Consider the following 18869-nt stretch of genomic DNA (forward strand, 5'->3'; position numbering starts at 1 on the left):
CCATCAATATGGGATTATTTACCGTCGTTATTCTGTTGCTGCCCAATATAATTTTTGAGGCGCATTCGGGACTGGTTATGCAGGTAGAAATACAATGCCAGACCAAGAAGTACAGCAAGGCCGGAGCACAGTAGTCCGAGTACCAGGAAGTGTTGGCTGGCGTACCAGAAGATTTGCAGATACCACGGCATCTGACCGGAAACGTAGTGGGTTCCGATATGCCAGCTGTGTACGCCGTCGCTTTTACCTATCACGGCGATATCGCCTTTAATCGCCGCGTTAATTTTCGGATTACGTAAATCATCAGCCAACAGCGCAAGCTGTTCATCCTGGGTAGCGGTTGCCAGAATCACACTGCGTTTCGGGGCCCATGGCGATTTAAAACTGACAAAACCTCGCCAGTCGGTAGCCGAATTTAAGTAGCGCGATACTTCTGTGTTTTGCTGGAGCCAATTACCTTGTAAATATATTTTCACTTTCTGCAGATAATTCATTGGACGGATATCAATCATCCCGTCGTTATAGTCATAAGGACTTTTGGCGAATAATGCTGACATAAAGGTATGCTGCGTCAGACTGGCGACGACTAAAACATCATTATGTTCCAATGAATCAGATTCCTGCTTGAGAATACTTTCGCCCAGAATAATGTGAACACCATGCGCGGTAACCCCAGTCGCATTCCCTTGTCGAGCCATTAAACTCAGCAAGGTATTAATTTCTGTAGCCCCTGGATGCTCAGCCATCAGCACTACGGTTTGTGACAAATCAGCCAGACGAGAATATGGAAATCCGGCGCCAACAAAATAAGAAAGATTCGGCAACTCGCTAAAATGCCAGGTATGGCTAAGATCGAGGGTTGATGTTGGGTCAATGCTGCTTTTTATGCTGTTGTCATTAAAGACCTGACAAGGTGCCTCTTCATTGGCTTTAACGGCAAAATAGAATTCAAACTGGTTATCACCATAAATCTGCCATGGCTGAATACGCAGCGTTTGCTGCTCCTGACGTGTGTCGCCCCCCACTTTATGCCATAACTTTTCGAGCAGGCCGGTACTGTTGACCGAAACATTTCGCAGAAATCGACCATTCAGCGAAATCCCTAACGCCGACTTATCTTCATCTATCCATCGGTGGGTCGGGAAGTGATAGTTGAGCTTGACTGGCACGGCGTCGCCGTCCCACATAAAGAGATCGGGGGCGGTGCGAAAGGCAATACGAATAGCCTCGTGGCTCAAACCTTCAACGTTCAGGCGGCTGTTTTGCGCGATGAGTTTACTGAATGGAACGGGATGATGCGTATCCACCCAACGATCGGCGTCATAGGCCTGGCGTTTCGGGATATGTTGCGAGGCTACCCCGACCAGGTTCGCGGCCTCTGGCAGTGAATTATGCGTCAGCACATAGGCCGCATTTTTTAGTGCATCGCCATTTTTACCGCTGACGATCAACAATTTATAAATAGGATATTGCGGGTTATCGATAATCTGCAGCGACGCCCTTTTCTCATCAACAATCTTAAGGCTGCCAATAGTATCTCCTGGATGCGCAATAATAATGGCGTTACTTTGGGGTAGTTCACCCAGGCTAACAGGGAGATTTATCCCTTTATAATCAGCGTGGTATCCCAAAAAAGTACTGATGATTGATGCAGCATCCAGTACATCAGCGGTTGGTTTACGGCTAAACACCATCGCAACCTGCTGACGCCCCATTTCAAGAGGATCGATAAACGGCCACGGGAAGCGAGAAAGATCGGGTACGGTATTGAGTCGTATCCCCTGATAATCGATTCGGCTATCCGGCTGGATCGTCAATTGATAGCGCTTTTCACTGTCTTTTTCGCACTGCAACGTCTTGCCGTTTTCCAGCGTGACGCTGATGTTATTGATAGAGACCAGCATTGGCGCAGGAATATCCAGGCTAAACGTCGCATTGTCTTCATCAACCTGGTTCAAAGGTAGCTGGGCCAGCGGTTGACCATTGAGCATCACGTTCAGGTAATGTTGCCCTTCGACAAGCGCTGATGAAGCGTGGATCGTGAGCAGCAGCTCTGCGTTTACGATGACGCGATCATTTGGCAAGGTAAACGTAAACCCGCTTTGTGGCTGATGACCATCAATGGTTAAACCGTCAGTAATTCCGGCATCCTTTAGCGTCAGGCTACCGTTCACGACGGTTTGCGTCTCGGCTTTTGCTTGATCTTCATTTTTTTCCAGCGTATCCGCCGGGATCGGATCCTCTGGAGCAGGAACAGTTTTCTCCGTGTCCGCCGGTTTACTCACCGACTTTTGTTCTCCGGGTCTTGGGAGTAACAGGCTATCGGGAAGATCAAACGCCAGGGGACTGCCGGCGAATAGACTGGCAGCCAGAACAATGATGACACTGCACAGACGTTGAGATAGACGAGTCATCATACGGTCGCCCCCGCTTTGTGTGCCTTACGTGCCAATGCTTTATTGCGGCGCCCACGCCAGAAAATACCCCACAGTCGGCCAGCACTGCTGATAACACCGCCGATTGAACGCAGCAGGCTGTCGTTTTCCTGCGGTGATTCCAGCCATGCATCCGCCCTCGCAAGGACGACGCGAACCAATTCGCGACGCTTATGCAATGCCATATCGCCAAATTGCAGGCGTAGACTTTCATCGTTTGCAAACACTTGCTTCGCGGGAATACAGACCGCTGCCGAATTTAGCAGCAGTTCAATCGCTTCTACACCTTCACCGTTAAACCCGGGCTCTGGGTTAACAACCTGCATCCCGCCCATCGAGAGATCGCGGGATAAAGTGCGTAAGCTTGCGCCGTTGGAATAATGCACGATGGCCGGAATCGCGATATCAATACGAATGCTTTTACGGATCTGTTTGGATTCGTTAGCTACGGCAATAGAGGCCAGGAGAATAATAAGGCTATAGGTTGCCCAACCGACGTTGAGTAACAATACCCAGGGCTCAATCCCCTGATGTAGCTGAGTCGCGAAACGGACAAGGCCCGCAACAACACCAGCAGCAACCAGCGCGGCGGTAATCATGTGGGGCATAACGATGTGGCTGTCAAAATACTCTTTCTCGAGCGTATCGCCTTTATCCGTCACGTTGAATTTCCCTTTGCGTGGCGAAAGGAACGTCACAATCGTTGGGATAACCAGATGGAAACACATCACGGTTTCATACACTTCGCCCCAGAACGAAAAGCGATAGCGCCCGTTGAGACGAGAATTTAGCACCGTTGCCATCACCAGATGAGGTAAGGAATAGGCAAAAATCATGCTCGCGGAAGAGGCAATAATATTGAGATTGCAGAGCAGGTATGCCAGCGGTGCCGTCAGGAAGGCGATACGTGGCAGACCATACTGGAAGTGCAAAATCGCATTGAGGTAGCAAAGGCGTTGCTGCCACTTCAGACCTCGACCAAAGAGTGGGTTATCCAGCAACAGGATTTGTGTCATGCCGCGTGCCCAGCGAGTGCGCTGTATCACGTGCAGCGTCAGACGCTCCGTTGCCAGCCCAGCGGAAAGACGCAGGCCCAGAAACGCAGAGTTCCAACCGAGTCGCTGCATTTTTAACGCGGTATGCGCATCTTCCGTCACGGTCTCAACGGCGAAGCCACCAATTTCCTCAAGTGCACAGCGGCGAATAACCGCACAGGATCCGCAGAAGAACGTCGCATTCCAGTTGTCGTTCCCTTTTTGCACCGGCCCGTAAAAGAGCATCCCTTCATTTGGAGCCTTGCTAGCCGCCGGGAGGTTACGTTCAAACGGGTCTTTCGAGTAGAAATAGTGGGGAGTCTGGATCAGCGCAAGTTTCTCATCACGCAGGAAGCTCCCGACGGTTGCCTGAAGGAAGCCGCGTGTTGCCACATGATCGCAGTCGAAAATGCAGATCAGTTCGCCGTGCGTTTTCTTCATCGCTTTATTGAGATTACCGGCTTTCGCATGAGCGTTATCATCACGGGTGATGTAACCCACATTGGCTTCGGCGGCAAATACGGCGAACTCGCTGCGCTTTCCGTCATCCAGAATATAAACTTTGATTTTATCGCCAGGATAATCAATACACTGAGCCGCCAGAACGGTATCACGGACAATATCGAGGCTTTCGTTATACGTTGGAATATAGACGTCTACCGTTGGCCACAATGAAGTGTCGTCAGGCAGAGGTTCTATTTCGCGCTCCAGTGGCCAAATGGTTTGCATATATCCAAGCAGCATAATTACCCATGCATAAATCTCAGCAAAGAATAATCCCCAGCCCAGCGCCCATTCGATCCATGAATTGAAAGTCAGCGTCGAGGTCGCACGCCAGTAGATATAGCGGGTTGCCATCAGAAGTGATAAGGCGACCAGAGTCGTTGAAACCTTCTTATTTTGGCTGCGACCTGCAATCAAAAGCACCCCAATCATTAGCAAACCAAACAAAAATTGTTTGTGCGCGGTCATAGGGGTCAGGATGATTAATGCCGACGCGGGAACGGCAATCACGATCAATAAAAATGCATAAAAAAGATTTTTCATAATCAGATAGCCGTCAAAGAGTTAGCGAAGGGTCATTGTTACCGACGAGAATATTCAGGCGAGTTGAAATCTTTTCTTCAATGCTATCGATATCGAACAATGCCGAGCTCGCTGGACGATAAGTCCGCAGCGTTTTTTGACTCGCCAGCGCCGCAGGAACCGAGCTGTCATCATGGATTTCACCTAAGACGAGATCGCCCATGCGCTCTTTGAGATAAACCTCAATGTCATGGCTCATTTCATAGCGCGGGTCGATCTTGTTAATGACATAGCAATGCTGGTTGTGATTATCCTGTGGCGTACCTGGAAAGGTGCGATCGGCTATCTTTTCTAGCAGCAGAGGGGCAATACCATCAGCCAGTAAGGTGGTAACTTGCAAATCAATAAGGCTCTGGATTTCATGCAGCGCAAGCTGTGGGCTGGTTGGCATATCAATGATAACCACCACCCCACTTTTCGCGGTAATGTCAGAGATATTTTTCCGGAAGACATCAGGTTTTTCATGGATAAGCATCTGGAAATCAAGGTGCTGTTTCCATGTCACATCGCCATAGGGGAGTAGATACAGGTTAGTATCCACTTTTAAAATAAACTGTCCCCAATCATCGGTATTATCTATATAGGGAACAAAGCCATGCGGCCCAACAAGAGTCAGATTAAAATAGTGGCGAAGGGCATTTTGCACATTCAGATCAATTAATAAAACCTTATTTCCTCGGTAAGCATAGGCGCTGGCAAGATTTGCCGCGAGGGTAGTTTTGCCACTTCCGCCCTGAGGGGAACTAATGCAAATTACTGGCATGAAGTAATCCTCTCAAATAGCATTTTTAGCTGCACATCTCGTTGTTGATTCGAGGGGACCGCAGAATCCGATGCTGGGGTTTTCTGGCTAAAGAGTGAACTGAATCTTTTACTATTCTTCAGCTCCACAGTGGTCGTATTATTTGTGTCATTGGTTAGCAAATCCTTTGGATAAACTTGTGCCGTTGACGACTCAACTGCAGTGAGTCTATTTTCAATGCGAGGAGGTGGTGTAATATTAAAATCTACTTGTGGTTGAACCGCTTCCTCTGGGGAGTTGATATTCCACGGCGGAACATCCTGGAACTCTGTCAGACCAGGCATTTGTGGATAAATAGCACCCGCAACCGCGGCGCCATGGATTCTCTCAAGAACACTCCATTTCTTTAAAATATTGTCACTATTGTATTTCGACAATATTTTATAATTAGACACTCCTGTTGCCTTCCTGAAACCTGTAATGTCGTCATAACCTTGCATGATATATCCTGTCATATCGATGGGGCGTAATGGCGAGTATTAAGGAAATCAAAAGCCCAACGCAGTACGGAATCATTCATGTCTGCTGTATTGATTCAACTTAACAATGCCGCCAGAAAATCTCTTTTGCTGTGAGAAATTATATTTGACGGATATCACAAAAAGAATTTATATCTTAGATATCAATGATTATATGAATCTAAATCTGATTTATAGTTAATTTATAGATAATTATACCACTAGACTCAATAATTACAGAATTATACACTTTGATGGCTGATGAAATCATGAACAGAAAAGACAGGAAAAGCAGCAACTTAGAAATAAAAAAATAACGTTCTACATCAATGAATTAACAGGGATCATTATGAGGCTTTACAATTTGGCATCGTAATAATGAAGGTGACACTTTAAACTGGTTTTAAGATAAAGCTTATGGCTTCATCTTGAAAAAAGCCTTAGTTGAATTATTACCATTGTCAGGTAAAGGGAATTTAAATAAAGGCTTTGATTTGGTTACGGGATAGGTATTACTTGATAGCCATTGTCTAGCTATCGTATACTTAGTATCAAACTAAATTCAAAGGTAAGATTATGCATTATCGGATTAACGAGTCGATAATTTACACTCCTGATGATGGTACGCTAAAGCTTATCGATAACAACAACCGTATCTACTCTGGTGAAATATCACTGGCTCCCACAGCTAATCGCCTACTTGCTATGTTAATTAGCCACCATGGTAGCATTTTACAGCGCGACGAATTATTAGATAATGTCTGGGATGCACATGGTTTAAGAGCATCGAACAACAGCCTTAATCAATATATAAGTGTATTAAGAAGAAATTTCTCTGACATCGGCGTTGAAGATACGGTGATCATCACCATTCCAACCGTTGGCTTTATGTTTAGTAAAGACATATCCGTAATAAGTGAAAATATACCGCCGGATATAAAAAATACACCTATAAAGAATGCGCCATTAGACACTCAGATTCCCCCTGAAGAAACCAAGGGCTCATTCTGGGAAAGACGTAAAAAGGGTATAGTTCTGTCGTTGTTAGCAGTACTAACGGTCGCAAATTTTTGGTATTTAATGCCCTCACAATCGACGGGCCCAGCCTTTGAAAAGCGCTATCTTCTCGGTATGTTAGATTCATGTCCTGTGTACACGTTTTATCAAACGCCAGAATCAAGCACACAAAGCTATATGGAACTGGTGCGCAAAAGCATGGATAAAGCCAATTTCCACTGTCGAGGTTTCAGCGAAATCTTCTTTAAGGTGGAAGATCTGGCATTACATCGGGAAAAGGCAACGATGTTTATAGCAATATGTAGTCGCCTTGAAGAAAACTCGTATTCGAATTGCCGAAGCTATTACACAAACTAAGTGGTTGAATTAATGAAAAAAATTATAGCTATCGTTATCATTGTCAATGCGGCATTTCTTCTGTGGCTCTACGTCATCTATCCACATAGCCATCGCGGGAACCTTGATATTTTTTGTGAGTCGACATTGAATATGAGTAACGATCGCAGTGGTTCAGTCTTCACGTTTGGCGGAACGGTTATCACGCGCTTTAAATCCGATTCAACAGGATATATTGGGTTACTGGGAGCAGCAGAGTATCAGGGCAAAATCTACAATGTCTCTCGAGAGGTAGGTTTTACCTATGAACCCAAAGATGATGATGGTATCTACGCTATCAAACTAGGGACTATCTCACCGATGCAAGCTGACAATATTCCCAATGAGCTTGTTGAATACAACATCACCGGGCGAGCAGGGATTATCAACAGCTATGTGTTACGCCACGCAAATGAGAATACCTGGAGCATCGGTAATATCTATACGCCAATCGTGATGTGTGTAGATAAACGGAGGTAATAAATACGTATGGGAGCATAGAAATATGCTCCTGGTGCTGGTTATTGCTTTGTAGTAAGGCTATTCATCCAGCGGGTAAACTCTTTTCCTAATGTCGGATGAGACATTGCGTGCTCGACAAAAGCTTGCGCAAACCCCAATTTATTTCCGCAATCATGGCTTTTTCCTTCCATCGCGAACGCCTCTACTGGTTGAAGACGCATCAGATCGGCAATGGCGTCTGTTAACTGAACTTCACCACCGGCTCCGGGCTGAGTATTCTTTAGCAGTGGCCAGATGGCTGGTGAAAGCACATAGCGACCCACAATAGCTAAATTAGAGATAGCCGTACTTGGATCGGGTTTTTACACCACATCCATGATCGCCTGGCTTGCCCCCGGGAGAAGCTCCGAGTTCTGACAGTTCGCAATCCCATAGCTACCCACATCACTCCAGGGTACCGGGGAGACCATAACCTGGCTTATTTCAGTTTCCTGATAATTTTTCAACATGGAAGTCAGGTTGCTGCAACGCAAATCACTCTGATATTGATCAATAATAACATCGGGTAAAATGACCGCAAAGGGTGAATCGCCAACGAATGGCTGAGCGCACAGAATAGCATCTCCCAAACCTTTGGCACTATTCTGACGGATTGCGGTAATAGAAACGTCAGAAGGACAAATGGATCTTACTTGCTTTAAAAGCTCAATTTTAGATCTTTGCTGCAAGGTATCTTCAAGTTCATAATGGCTATCAAAGTGATTTTCAATAGCCACTTTGGATGAGTGGGTGACCAAAATTATATTCTTAATTCCTGCCGCGATACATTCCTCAACCACATATTGAATCAACGGTTTATCGACCAGCATTAACATCTCTTTCGGAATTGCTTTGGTCGCAGGTAACATGCGCGTACCAAGACCTGCAACTGGAATAATAGCTTTAGTTACCGAATTCATCATATTCACCAATGGAGATAATATCTTGTATAAACATAGAGATAAGAACCAGACAAAATAGCATGAGGTTTTTGTCTGGATGTTAAGGGTGGCGGTAAGAGGCTCATAAAAATGAGGGGGGTCCCCTTACCACCGAATAAAGACGGTCGACAGAGAGTAATCTATTTACTCAGCATGCCACTCGGCCATTCATTAAATTTAACCGGGCGGCAGAAATAGTATCCCTGTGCTTTTTCACATCCCATTGATGCAAGTTTTTCTGCCACTTCTAGCGTTTCGACACCTTCAGCAATCAGCGGGACATCAAACCCTTTAGCCAGAAGTATCACCGCAGAGATAATGGATTCATTCTTTTTATTATCAAGAACATCCATCACAAAGTTTCGGTCAATTTTTAAGGCATCAAATTCAAGTTTGTGCAAATAAGAAAGACTAGAGAAGCCAGATCCAAAATCATCAATAGAGAGTGTGATTTTATTTTTACGCAGCGTGGAGATGGTTTCTTTTAACTCATGATCGCTTTTAATCATGCTTGTTTCGGTAATTTCGATACAAATATTACTGTTCATCAAGCCAGATTCAGCAATAGTATGCAGAAGATATTCGCAAAAATCAGGTTGGTTAAGTTCAATAATAGAAACATTGATATGGAGTTTAAAATCGCGAGGGCAGAACTTACTCGCAATCTGCTCCGACAGCTCTTTACAGGCTTGCGCGATAATCCAGCGCCCAAGTTGAATTATGAATCCGGACTCTTCCGCTACGGCAATCAGCTTATCCGGTCGAACCATGCCCAGCTCACTGTTATTCCAACGGAGCAAACATTCCGCTTCTCTGACAATCGTTGAATTCAACTGAATGATCGGCTGATAGACCAGATAAAGCTCTTGATTGGCAATGGCACCATATAAATGGTTTAACATACTGATGTTCGTTAACGCTTGTTCACGCAAAACGTTATCGTACATGATGGTGTTGGTATTCTCTGCCTGACGCGCCGCTTGCAAGGCAATGTTTGCGTTAGTAAAGACCGTATTCAGTTTTAGCGTATTGTCGACTGTACTGGTGGCAATACCGATATGCCCCATAAAAACAAAACCGCTGTTTTCATATTCATTCTCTGCATCTTGCATGAGGTTAAGCAGACTAGCGACATAGTTATCCAGCTGCTGTTGGTTTTTAGCTGGACAGCAGATAACAAACCGGTCAATGGTATCGCAGGCCAGCACAACATCTTCATGGAACTGACGGTTAATAAAATCAATAAATGCCTGTAAATAACGAGTGGCATAAGATCGACCTAAGTTATTAATCATTGTTTGAATGTTACTTAGACTAACAATGCCAATGGCACCCACAAAAGTCGGTTTTGTCTGTGTTAATGCAGCCAGCAACCCTTTGCGGGTAAGTAATCCGGTTTCACTGTCGATGTTAATCTGATCTTCTAGTCGCGAAAAAGCGCTATCCAGATCGGTAGACATTTTATATAAAGCACTATTAAGTGAGTTAACTTCATTAAACGACCAACCTTTGTGGTGTTCCATTTTACGGCGTTTAGCGATATCAGGAGCCTGATCAGCAATTTTTTTCAGCGGATTGACGACAACTGAAAGAATTCTATGGGCAATAAAGCAGGCCGCTAAGAAAACTAGTGCCGCGATAAGAATTGTTATATTGCGGTAGCTAGAAATTTTCCCGACCAGTTCATTTTTGGAAACCAGCACAACCATCTGCCAGCCTTTAAGGTTCAGAGAGTCCCCCACCTTGATCACTTTGCAATAATAGCTATTACCATCAACTTCAATTTTATGTATCGCACCATTATCTTGCTTTAAAAAGTCAGCGGTCGCTTTAACTACCGGGACCTGGCTCTGGGAGACTAATGGCAAATCTTCCCCAGATTGCTTCGCCAGTCCGCGGACTTTTTCACTTTGAATGAGTTCAGAGGCAGAGCTTGCGATAATCTGCTGCCTTTCATTAACCAGATAAATTAAACTGTGTTCTGTGGTGGTTAAGTTTGTCAAGTAACGACTCAAGCGGCTTAATCGTAAGTCACTAGATACCACACCAATATACTTTCCCTTACGGTCAACAACCGGGGAACTAAATGAAATACTAACGCCCGGCTCATTATCAACATCAAGATACGCATTACTCCACATAGATGTACGCGATTTATTCACCGCTCTGAACCATGGTCGTTCAAAGAGATCATAGTTTTCAACAGAGTACATTACCGAGCTGGTATCAGTGCCATCATGGAAAAAAAATAAGCGGTTGTCTGTCTCCGCATTTTTCTTGATTTTAAATGTCCAGTTGGTTTCAAGATCACGACTAAACCCTACATAATCGCCATCTACACTACCGAAAGCAATTGAACTGAGTAATGAATCCTTCGTGAACATCTGCGTCATTACTTTATACAGATAGTTGCTTATTTCCGTAAATGTTTTGTTTTTATCATCAGCATCCAGTGTTTTAATAAACAGAGTGGCAATTGAATTTGCTTGCTGAGGAATATTAATATAGTAATTTAAAGCATTCCCAACCGCTTCACCTCGGGTGTTAATAATTCGTTCACTCATCACATTAAGTGTATCGTTTTCACGATAAAACTGGATGAACAAAACACTCACTATAGTGACTGCTGCGAATAAAAAGAAAATGATGAAAATCGCTGTACGTAATGACAGCTGAAATTTTCTGAACATCATTTTTCCTCATTAAAAGTAAATGAATTTTTACCAGATTTTTTAGAGAAATAAAGATTCTGGTCAGCCTGGATCATCGCCTTTTCAACATTGCCATCACACTTAGCGATACCGATCGAAAGCGACGGTGTAAAATTCTTTCCTTCAGGGAGAGGCAGCTTCAGTTCATTAATTGTATTTAGTAAACGATTAGCCGCGGTCTTGGCACCGACATTATCTGTTTTAAATAAGAAAATAGAAAACTCGTCGCCCCCCATCCTTAGAACAACATCATGATCTCGAATATGCGATTTCATACAACGAGCACATTCCTGAAGGACACGATCGCCAAAAGCATGACCAAAGTTATCATTAACCGATTTGAAATCATCAATATCAATGGCAAATATATAGCAAATATTTTCTCGTTCTTTTAATGTACTCATATAACGGCGATTATGGACCCCCGTCAATGCATCAATCATATAGTTCCCTCGTAAAGCACGTAAGGAATAAAAATAATATATCGCTTGAATACTACGGAATAATGCCATCAACGTCGGAATAAAAATAAGTATAATTAGCTGACGTTTATATGATAACTTAGTCTCATTTAATAGATTCTTAGCCAAGATTGTGAACTTACGGTCATCCGTATTAATATCATTATAGATATGACTCTCATTAATATTATGAGATTTCAAGAATACATTTTCAGCAAAATGTTCTTCTTCATACTTGATGGCATCACTGACAGGAGATTTGAAAATATTGCGAACGTATTCATTATAGAGTCCCGACAATTCCTTTTTATAATCCGTAGCATTGTCGTTAAATCTCTGTGAAATTAGTGAATTATTTATCTCTTCAAGGTATGACGTTTTCATGAATGAGATATTGAGAATTGCTTCAATTTCACTATTCATTTTGTTGATTGTTGTGTAAAAAAGAACAAAACAAATCAAACTAACTACGAGCGTGGTGATCGTAACCAGATGATGCCAACTTACAGAGTTGTTAAATGCGTCGTTACGGCGCTTCATAATTTCACCAAATTCGATAATAAGCAGGTGTGTGATTTAGAGTATGTATTGAATAGCCATCCATACGACTAACGGGCTCATGCTAGCGACCGTTAACGCCCTTCCTGACTACATCACTACCAAGGCAGGCATAGCGACGATATGCCTCGGGATGACAGTACAGTACCACCCAGAAACACAAACAGTAATTTATATATGCAAAACCACCATTTAAGGGATTTAAATCTTTATAAGTTGTTATTTATACTTTTTAATACTGGATAATAGCCAATTAACCAGACGATGGCTCTTTTTAGAATTTGCCGTTATTCTTATACGAAAACCTTAGACAGAAAGATTTAATCAATTAATTTTAAATGAAAATTTAAGAAAACCATCACGCCATTCATGCGTCTGACAATGCGCGTGATTGGCGTGATGTCGCGAACAAATATGTTGCGAATGTGGCGATGACGCATCTGCCTGAGGTAGCGATTAAAGAACCGGTCGCCTCTGTCCCTGTCGGGGATGAACTTCGCCGTGTCGGTACAGCAAACCAGATAAAAATCTCAGGCGCTCCCGTCCAGGGCCCGCTGTTTGATTTTGCCCCAGTGATTAACCCGTTCCTGCAAACGCATCTGTTTGGCGATATTTTCGCCCGGGATAACCTCGACTGGCAAAGCCGCGAGCTGGCAACACCACCCTTGAGCGGCTATCTAAAGAAAAATACTATGATATTCGTAACATTCGCTTCTGGCACAAAGCCGACCGTCAGCCCCAATTAAATTAATGAAAACACCTAATAAACCCTAGCTAATTACCCCATCTAATCGAATAAATCACTTTGCGTTATGCTTTTCCTACTCAACGACCAAAGGATAACGTCATGCAAACTGTAAAACTGAACAACGGTATTGAAATGCCTCTGCTGGGCTTTGGTGTGTTTCAGATGTCTGATGCCGCTGAATGCGAAAGAGCCGTTATTGATGCCATCGATACGGGATACCGCCTGATCGACACCGCAGCGTCTTATCAGAATGAAACCCAGGTCGGGAACGCGCTGAAACAAAGCGGTGTCGCCCGTAACGAACTCTTCGTCACCACCAAGCTTTGGCTTCAGGATACAAACTACGAAGGCGCGAAAGCCCAGTTCGAACGCTCTTTGAATCGGCTGCAACTTGATTACGTTGACCTGTATCTGATTCACCAGCCTTACGGTGATGTCCATGGGGCATGGCGCGCTATGGAGGAACTGCAGCAGGCTGGCAAAATTCGTGCTATTGGCGTCAGCAACTTCCATCCAGACCGACTGGCCGACCTTATCGCCTTCAACAAAGTTGCCCCTGCGGTGAACCAGATTGAAGTTAACCCCTTCAACCAGCAGCTGCATGCGGTTCCGTGGAATCAAAGCCGTGACATTCAGCCGGAAGCCTGGGCACCGTTTGCTGAGGGTAAAAATGGTCTGTTCCAGCATCCCGTGTTAACGGCAATTGGTCAGAAGTACGGCAAAAGCGTGGGTCAGGTTGTACTGCGTTGGATCTTCCAAAGAGGCATCATTTCACTGGCGAAGTCGGTGCGAAAAGAACGCATGGAAGAGAACATCAATATTCTCGATTTTGAACTCAGTTTTGAAGATATGCTGCAGATTACAGCTATCGATACCGCAACCAGCGCTTTCTTCTCACACCGCGATCCTGCCAGAGTTGAATGGTTGGCCGGCCGCAAACTTGATGTTTAAGTCGCGATAAAAGAGGTATTCATTCAATGCAAAAACGTTATCTGGGTCAATCCCGACTCGAAGTCTCCGCACTTGGGCTCGGCTGCATGGGCTTAAGCCACGGTTATGGCCCGGCGACAGATACGCGTCAGGCTATCGAGCTCATTCGCGCTGCGGTTGAACGTGGCGTCACCTTCTTCGATACGGCTGAAGTGTATGGCCCTTTCCTCAATGAAGAGGTTGTCGGTGAAGCCTTAAAACCGTTTCGTGACCGCGTGGTCATCGCCACCAAGTTTGGTTTTACTTTTGGCGACGACAACAAGCAGCAGATTTTAAACAGCCGTCCGGAGCATATCCGTGAAGCGGTGGAAGGATCATTACGCCGTCTCAAGACTGATGTTATTGATCTGCTGTATCAACATCGTGTCGATCCGGATGTCCCAATTGAAGACGTTGCGGGAACCGTGAAAGACCTGATCGCTGAAGGCAAAGTTAAACATTTCGGTCTGTCCGAAGCGGGTGCGCAAACCATTCGTCGTGCGCATGCCGTACAACCTGTCACGGCGCTACAAAGCGAATACTCCCTGTGGTGGCGCGAGCCTGAGCAGGAGATCCTGCCGTTACTGGAGGAACTGGGTATTGGTTTTGTGCCCTTCAGTCCATTAGGCAAAGGCTTCCTGACGGGATCGATTAAGCCAGGAACCACTTTTGGGAAGGATGATTACAGAAGCCAAGTGCCGCGTTTCGCCGAGCAGGCGATTGAAGCCAATGAAAAGCTGGTCTCATTGCTGGGTGAACTGGCGGCAGAGAAAGGCGTGACGTCTGCACAAATCGCGCTGGCATGGCTGCTGGCACAAAAGCCGTGGATTGTGCCTATCCCTGGCACCACGAAACTGCACCGGCTGGAAGAAAACCTGGGGGCTGCCGACATCATTCTTTCACAGGATGACTCACGGCAGATAACCCAGGCGCTTGAAACGATTAAAATCGTCGGCGAGCGTTACTCTCCTGAGCACCAGGCCCGCGTAGGCCGTTAATATCTGGACGGGTCTACGGACCCGTTATTCCTGGTAGCGAAGTGCATCGATCATCAGTGCAAAAGCGGGCGGATGCTGCTTACGGCTCGGGTAGTAGAGGTAATATCCAGGGAAAGACGGACACCAGTCCTGCAGAACCTGAATAAGCTCTCCTGACTTTATATAATCCTGCACCCTGTCTTCAGGTATACAGGCGAGGCCAAAACCGGATAACGCCGCATCAATCCTTTCTGCCTGCAGATTAAATGTGACCTGCCCTTCCACTCTGACCCGTAACGGTTTCCCATCCTTCTCAAACTCCCAGTGGTAAAGTCCACCGGCAGTCGGCAGGCGCATATTGATGCACCGATGATTTTGTAACTCGTGCGGCGTTTGGGGTGCAGGGTTTGCCGCGAAATAAGACGGTGCCCCCACTACGGCCATTCTCATGTCCGACCCAATTCTTACCGCAATCATGTCCTTATCCACGCTTTCGCCCAAGCGGATCCCGGCATCAAAACGCCCCTCGACGATATCAACAAAGCCGTTATCAACCACCAGCTCAACGTTGATTTCGGGGTATTCTCTGAGGAAGGGTTTTAACTTGGGCCACACCAGACTTCGCACGGCATGCTCCCCGGCAGATAAACGGATATTGCCGGAGGCAGTACCATTCAGTTGAACAAGCGATTCCAGTTCCTGTTCAAGATCGGCAATTCTGGGTTCAAGGCAGGCAATAATTCGCTCCCCTGCTTCCGTAGGCGCAACGCTTCGGGTCGTGCGGGTCAGAAGGCGGATATTCAGCCTTTCCTCCAGGGCCTTCATCGCGTGGCTGAGTGCAGACTGAGAAACCCCCAGTTTACCCGCTGCTTTGGTAAAACTTCGCTCCCTCGCTACCACAAGAAAGATTTGCAGTTCGTTGAAGTTTTCTTTGAGCATCGGCGATTTCCTTATGGAGGCATTCCCTTCATCGCGCACTCATGAAGGGTGTTCATAGACACAATCATTTTAGCCCTATTACTGACAATAATGATAATTGATATTCTGAGCGTATCGAAAATAGGTCCGAATTATCAGAAGGTTTATCATGAAAATACTCGTTGCAGGCGCGACAGGAAGTATTGGTCTTCATGTCGTGAATAGTGCTATTGAAATGGGCCATCAGCCCGTCGCGCTGGTTAGAAATAAGCGCAAAGTAAAACTACTTCCTCGTCGAACAGATATTTTTTACGGCGATGTTTCGCTGCCAGAAACACTCACCGAATTGCCGAAAGATATTGATGCCATCATCTTCACTCTCGGTTCGGATGGTCAGGGTCGTATTGGTGCCCGCGCTATCGATTACGGCGGCGTGCGTAATATTTTACGAATATTCAAGGATACGCCTGTTCGTATTGGTTTAATGACCACGATTGGCGTGACTGAACGGCTCAGCACCTGGAATCAGCGCACTGAGGTTCATGACTGGAAAAGACGTGCCGAGCGTCTGGTCAGGGCCAGCGGTCATCCCTATACCATCGTCAGGCCCGGCTGGTTTGATTACAACAATGATGATGAGCACAGAATCGTGATGCTCCAAGGGGATCGTCGCCATGCGGGAACGCCGGAAGACGGTGTGATATCTCGAGAGCAAATCGCCCAGGTTCTGGTCAGTGCCCTGACCAACGACGAGGCAAAAAATAAAACCTTCGAGCTGGTGGCTGAACGAGGTGAAGCACAGCAGGATCTTACCCCACTGTTTGCAGACCTAAAGACTGATGATCCACAAAAAAATGATGGCGTTTTAGACATAGACAATATGCCTCTGCGTGAAGAACCTGAGTGCATTATTAACGAGCTGAATTTGCACTCAAAAAATTAACCAATTTAAAATCCTGACAATTTTGTCATATAACGGTCAGTCTAATGACAGCTTAGGTCTGTATATTTGAATATATAGACGGGGGGAGTTTCCCTGATACGAATCCAGTTTTAAACATAGATTTTAAAAGAGGTACTAGATATGAAAGCACTAATTATTACTACATTGGTCATGGGGTTTATTTCAGTGAATGCCGCCTCTGCTGCTCAGGAAATTAACCATGCGGATGGGAAAGAAAAGATCGGTGTCGTCTCAGCCAGCAATGCCTATACGCTTGATGATTTATCGAATGCGCTGTCTCGTAAGGCTGATGAGCAAGGTGCTACATCATTCAAAATTCTGTCTACAACGGGAAAGAACAGGCTACACGGCGTTGCTGAGATCTATAAGTAAATCACTCGCCTCTCGAAAAAGAGGTGTCACCGCTCTCTTACAATGAGCCTCGATTTATATTCAGAGCAAAAGACGATGGCCTTCGCGGCAATGCTGGCGGACCTTCCCAGCCTTCTCAGTTGCACCAGGCCAAGCTTCTGGCGCATCAGCAAAAGAAGCAGCTCATTGACGCGTTGATTTATAGGAATCTTACCCAGTATTAATGAATACCACTCATAGTCCCTATCCTCTCGCCTGGGATTATCAGCATTCAAAAACCCGTTAACATATCTATATCTCTTCATGTCCAACGGATCATCATGTTTAATCAACAGCCAAGTATACAGTCGGCTACAGCTAGAAAAACCGGTCTGTCTTTTTTACTCATTCTCAGCGCTCTGATGGCTGTGACCTCTTTATCAACCGACATTTATCTTCCCGCTATGCCGGTCATGGCAAAAGATTTACAGGGTGATGCAGAGCTGACAATTACAGGGTTCCTGATCGGTTTTTGTATTGCACAACTAATTTGGGGACCGATTAGCGATCGTTATGGGCGTCGTCTACCGCTGTTTATCGGCTTAGGTCTATTCATCATCGGTTCGGTGGGCTGCGCGTTATCAACAGATATTGTGCAAATTGTCTTCTGGCGTGTTTTTCAGGCGTTAGGTGCCTGTACCGGCCCGATGCTGGCTCGAGCCATGATCCGCGACCTGTTTAGCCGTACTCGTGCAGCACAAATGCTTTCGACACTCATGATCATCATGGCAATCGCGCCAATTGCCGGGCCACTAATCGGCGGGCAAATGATTAAATTCACTTCGTGGCACGCCATTTTCTGGCTGCTGGCAGTTATCGGAGCATTAATGTTGATGTCTTTATTCTGGTTGCCGGAGACATTACCTGCCGAAAAACGCTCACAAGCCTCCGTTACAAAAGCCTTTCACAACTACTATGCCTTACTAACCAACGCCAAATACATGCGTTTCACGCTGTGCCTGACGTTCTACTACGTTGCAGCCTACGCCTTTATTACCGGCTCTCCGTTTGTGTACATCACGTACTTTGGTGTAGATCCGCAGCATTATGGTTGGCTGTTTGCGGTAAACATTGTGGGATTGATGGCAGTAAGTATGGTCAACAGACGCCTGGTTCACCGTTATCCATTGGAAACGTTGCTCAGGAATGCCGTATTCATCGCCACTATTGCGGCAATTGTGCTGGCGGTTACAACCGGCCTGGGCGTAGGTGGAATGACCGTAATTGTCGGTGCTGTATTCGTGTTCTTCTCTATGAATGGCATCATCGCAGCAACATCCACGGCTTGCGCACTAGACGCAGTGCCTAATGTGGCTGGCTCCGCATCGGCGCTAATGGGCGCATTACAATACGGCAGCGGCATCATCTCTTCACTGCTTCTTGCTCTGTTCAGTGACGGTACACCATGGACGATGGGCTGGATAATTGCGTTGTTTACAGCAGCCAGCGCCTTGATGGCACTGACCGTTCAGATAAAAAAATAACCACCACACATCCACCACGCTTATGAATTTAACTCATAGC

General features: G+C 45.6%; 14 protein-coding genes and 2 pseudogenes. 8 read left to right on the forward strand and 8 right to left on the reverse strand.

The genetic code is table 11. The features are described from left to right. Nucleotides 1-14: 14 nt before the first annotated feature. Genes bcsB through U0026_RS18000 form a run of 4 tightly spaced genes read right to left on the reverse strand, consistent with a single transcriptional unit; the run spans nucleotide 15 to nucleotide 5797 of the window. Nucleotides 15-2417: a cellulose biosynthesis cyclic di-GMP-binding regulatory protein BcsB gene (gene bcsB, locus U0026_RS17985; RefSeq protein WP_082806326.1), complete on the reverse strand. Its 2403-nt coding sequence runs from the start codon at nucleotides 2415-2417 to the stop codon at nucleotides 15-17. Further along, on the reverse strand, nucleotides 2414-4516 hold the full coding sequence (gene bcsA, locus U0026_RS17990; protein WP_062777216.1) for a UDP-forming cellulose synthase catalytic subunit: 2103 nt from the start codon (nucleotides 4514-4516) through the stop codon (nucleotides 2414-2416). The genes bcsB and bcsA overlap by 4 nt, the downstream gene beginning before the upstream one ends. A gap of 13 nt (nucleotides 4517-4529) precedes the next feature. Next, on the reverse strand, nucleotides 4530-5318 hold the full coding sequence (gene bcsQ, locus U0026_RS17995; RefSeq protein ID WP_062777218.1) for a cellulose biosynthesis protein BcsQ: 789 nt from the start codon (nucleotides 5316-5318) through the stop codon (nucleotides 4530-4532). After that, nucleotides 5309-5797 (reverse strand): hypothetical protein, encoded by a 489-nt coding sequence (locus tag U0026_RS18000; protein ID WP_062777220.1) that lies wholly within the window; start codon nucleotides 5795-5797, stop codon nucleotides 5309-5311. The genes bcsQ and U0026_RS18000 overlap by 10 nt, the downstream gene beginning before the upstream one ends. A gap of 594 nt (nucleotides 5798-6391) precedes the next feature. On the opposite strand from U0026_RS18000, the gene U0026_RS18005 reads away from it, so the two are divergent. After that, nucleotides 6392-7189 (forward strand): winged helix-turn-helix domain-containing protein, encoded by a 798-nt coding sequence (locus U0026_RS18005; protein WP_062777222.1) that lies wholly within the window; start codon nucleotides 6392-6394, stop codon nucleotides 7187-7189. Nucleotides 7190-7201: 12 nt separating this feature from the next. Beyond that, on the forward strand, nucleotides 7202-7687 hold the full coding sequence (locus U0026_RS18010; RefSeq protein ID WP_062777224.1) for a hypothetical protein: 486 nt from the start codon (nucleotides 7202-7204) through the stop codon (nucleotides 7685-7687). Nucleotides 7688-7728: 41 nt separating this feature from the next. On the opposite strand, the pseudogene galU reads toward U0026_RS18010, so the two are convergent. The 3 genes and pseudogenes from galU to U0026_RS18025 form a co-directional block, all read right to left on the reverse strand. Next, nucleotides 7729-8628, reverse strand: a pseudogene (galU, locus tag U0026_RS18015) (UTP--glucose-1-phosphate uridylyltransferase GalU). Between the two features lie 161 nt (nucleotides 8629-8789). Continuing rightward, nucleotides 8790-11342, reverse strand: a complete 2553-nt coding sequence (locus tag U0026_RS18020; RefSeq protein ID WP_073971178.1) for a bifunctional diguanylate cyclase/phosphodiesterase — start codon at nucleotides 11340-11342, stop codon at nucleotides 8790-8792. Beyond that, complete coding sequence (locus U0026_RS18025) at nucleotides 11339-12361, reverse strand: GGDEF domain-containing protein (RefSeq protein WP_062777228.1); 1023 nt, start codon at nucleotides 12359-12361, stop codon at nucleotides 11339-11341. The genes U0026_RS18020 and U0026_RS18025 overlap by 4 nt, the downstream gene beginning before the upstream one ends. Before the next feature lie 473 nt (nucleotides 12362-12834). Here U0026_RS18025 and U0026_RS18030 point away from each other — a divergent pair. From U0026_RS18030 to U0026_RS18040, 3 genes and pseudogenes are all read left to right on the forward strand, one after another. Next, nucleotides 12835-13038, forward strand: a pseudogene (locus U0026_RS18030) (carboxymuconolactone decarboxylase family protein); the annotation flags it as partial. Nucleotides 13039-13226: 188 nt separating this feature from the next. Continuing rightward, on the forward strand, nucleotides 13227-14078 hold the full coding sequence (locus U0026_RS18035) for an aldo/keto reductase (RefSeq protein ID WP_062777231.1): 852 nt from the start codon (nucleotides 13227-13229) through the stop codon (nucleotides 14076-14078). Between the two features lie 26 nt (nucleotides 14079-14104). Continuing rightward, nucleotides 14105-15094 (forward strand): aldo/keto reductase, encoded by a 990-nt coding sequence (locus U0026_RS18040; protein ID WP_062777233.1) that lies wholly within the window; start codon nucleotides 14105-14107, stop codon nucleotides 15092-15094. Between the two features lie 24 nt (nucleotides 15095-15118). Here U0026_RS18040 and U0026_RS18045 read toward each other — a convergent pair whose 3' ends face one another. Beyond that, nucleotides 15119-16012, reverse strand: coding sequence for a LysR family transcriptional regulator (locus U0026_RS18045; protein WP_062777234.1), 894 nt, complete (start codon nucleotides 16010-16012; stop codon nucleotides 15119-15121). A gap of 148 nt (nucleotides 16013-16160) precedes the next feature. Between U0026_RS18045 and U0026_RS18050 the strand changes: the two genes are divergently transcribed. From U0026_RS18050 to U0026_RS18060, 3 genes are all read left to right on the forward strand, one after another. Beyond that, nucleotides 16161-16934, forward strand: coding sequence for an SDR family oxidoreductase (locus tag U0026_RS18050; RefSeq protein WP_062777236.1), 774 nt, complete (start codon nucleotides 16161-16163; stop codon nucleotides 16932-16934). A 141-nt stretch (nucleotides 16935-17075) separates the two neighbouring features. Beyond that, nucleotides 17076-17327, forward strand: a complete 252-nt coding sequence (locus U0026_RS18055; protein ID WP_062777238.1) for a YdgH/BhsA/McbA family protein — start codon at nucleotides 17076-17078, stop codon at nucleotides 17325-17327. 299 nt (nucleotides 17328-17626) lie between these two features. Next, nucleotides 17627-18829 (forward strand): multidrug effflux MFS transporter, encoded by a 1203-nt coding sequence (locus tag U0026_RS18060; RefSeq protein ID WP_062777242.1) that lies wholly within the window; start codon nucleotides 17627-17629, stop codon nucleotides 18827-18829. The last annotated feature ends 40 nt before the right edge of the window (nucleotides 18830-18869 follow it).

The organism is Kluyvera intermedia, assembly GCF_034424175.1.
GTDB lineage: Bacteria > Pseudomonadota > Gammaproteobacteria > Enterobacterales > Enterobacteriaceae > Kluyvera > Kluyvera intermedia.

Bases quoted from the DNA above. Each gene is read 5' to 3' on its own strand.
- bcsB (WP_082806326.1), bottom strand. From the start codon at position 2,417: ATGATGACTCGTCTATCTCAACGTCTGTGCAGTGTCATCATTGTTCTG.
- bcsA (WP_062777216.1), bottom strand. From the start codon at position 4,516: ATGAAAAATCTTTTTTATGCATTTTTATTGATCGTGATTGCCGTTCCC.
- bcsQ (WP_062777218.1), bottom strand. From the start codon at position 5,318: ATGCCAGTAATTTGCATTAGTTCCCCTCAGGGCGGAAGTGGCAAAACT.
- U0026_RS18000 (WP_062777220.1), bottom strand. From the start codon at position 5,797: ATGCAAGGTTATGACGACATTACAGGTTTCAGGAAGGCAACAGGAGTG.
- U0026_RS18005 (WP_062777222.1), top strand. From the start codon at position 6,392: ATGCATTATCGGATTAACGAGTCGATAATTTACACTCCTGATGATGGT.
- U0026_RS18010 (WP_062777224.1), top strand. From the start codon at position 7,202: ATGAAAAAAATTATAGCTATCGTTATCATTGTCAATGCGGCATTTCTT.
- U0026_RS18020 (WP_073971178.1), bottom strand. From the start codon at position 11,342: ATGATGTTCAGAAAATTTCAGCTGTCATTACGTACAGCGATTTTCATC.
- U0026_RS18025 (WP_062777228.1), bottom strand. From the start codon at position 12,361: ATGAAGCGCCGTAACGACGCATTTAACAACTCTGTAAGTTGGCATCAT.
- U0026_RS18035 (WP_062777231.1), top strand. From the start codon at position 13,227: ATGCAAACTGTAAAACTGAACAACGGTATTGAAATGCCTCTGCTGGGC.
- U0026_RS18040 (WP_062777233.1), top strand. From the start codon at position 14,105: ATGCAAAAACGTTATCTGGGTCAATCCCGACTCGAAGTCTCCGCACTT.
- U0026_RS18045 (WP_062777234.1), bottom strand. From the start codon at position 16,012: ATGCTCAAAGAAAACTTCAACGAACTGCAAATCTTTCTTGTGGTAGCG.
- U0026_RS18050 (WP_062777236.1), top strand. From the start codon at position 16,161: ATGAAAATACTCGTTGCAGGCGCGACAGGAAGTATTGGTCTTCATGTC.
- U0026_RS18055 (WP_062777238.1), top strand. From the start codon at position 17,076: ATGAAAGCACTAATTATTACTACATTGGTCATGGGGTTTATTTCAGTG.
- U0026_RS18060 (WP_062777242.1), top strand. From the start codon at position 17,627: ATGTTTAATCAACAGCCAAGTATACAGTCGGCTACAGCTAGAAAAACC.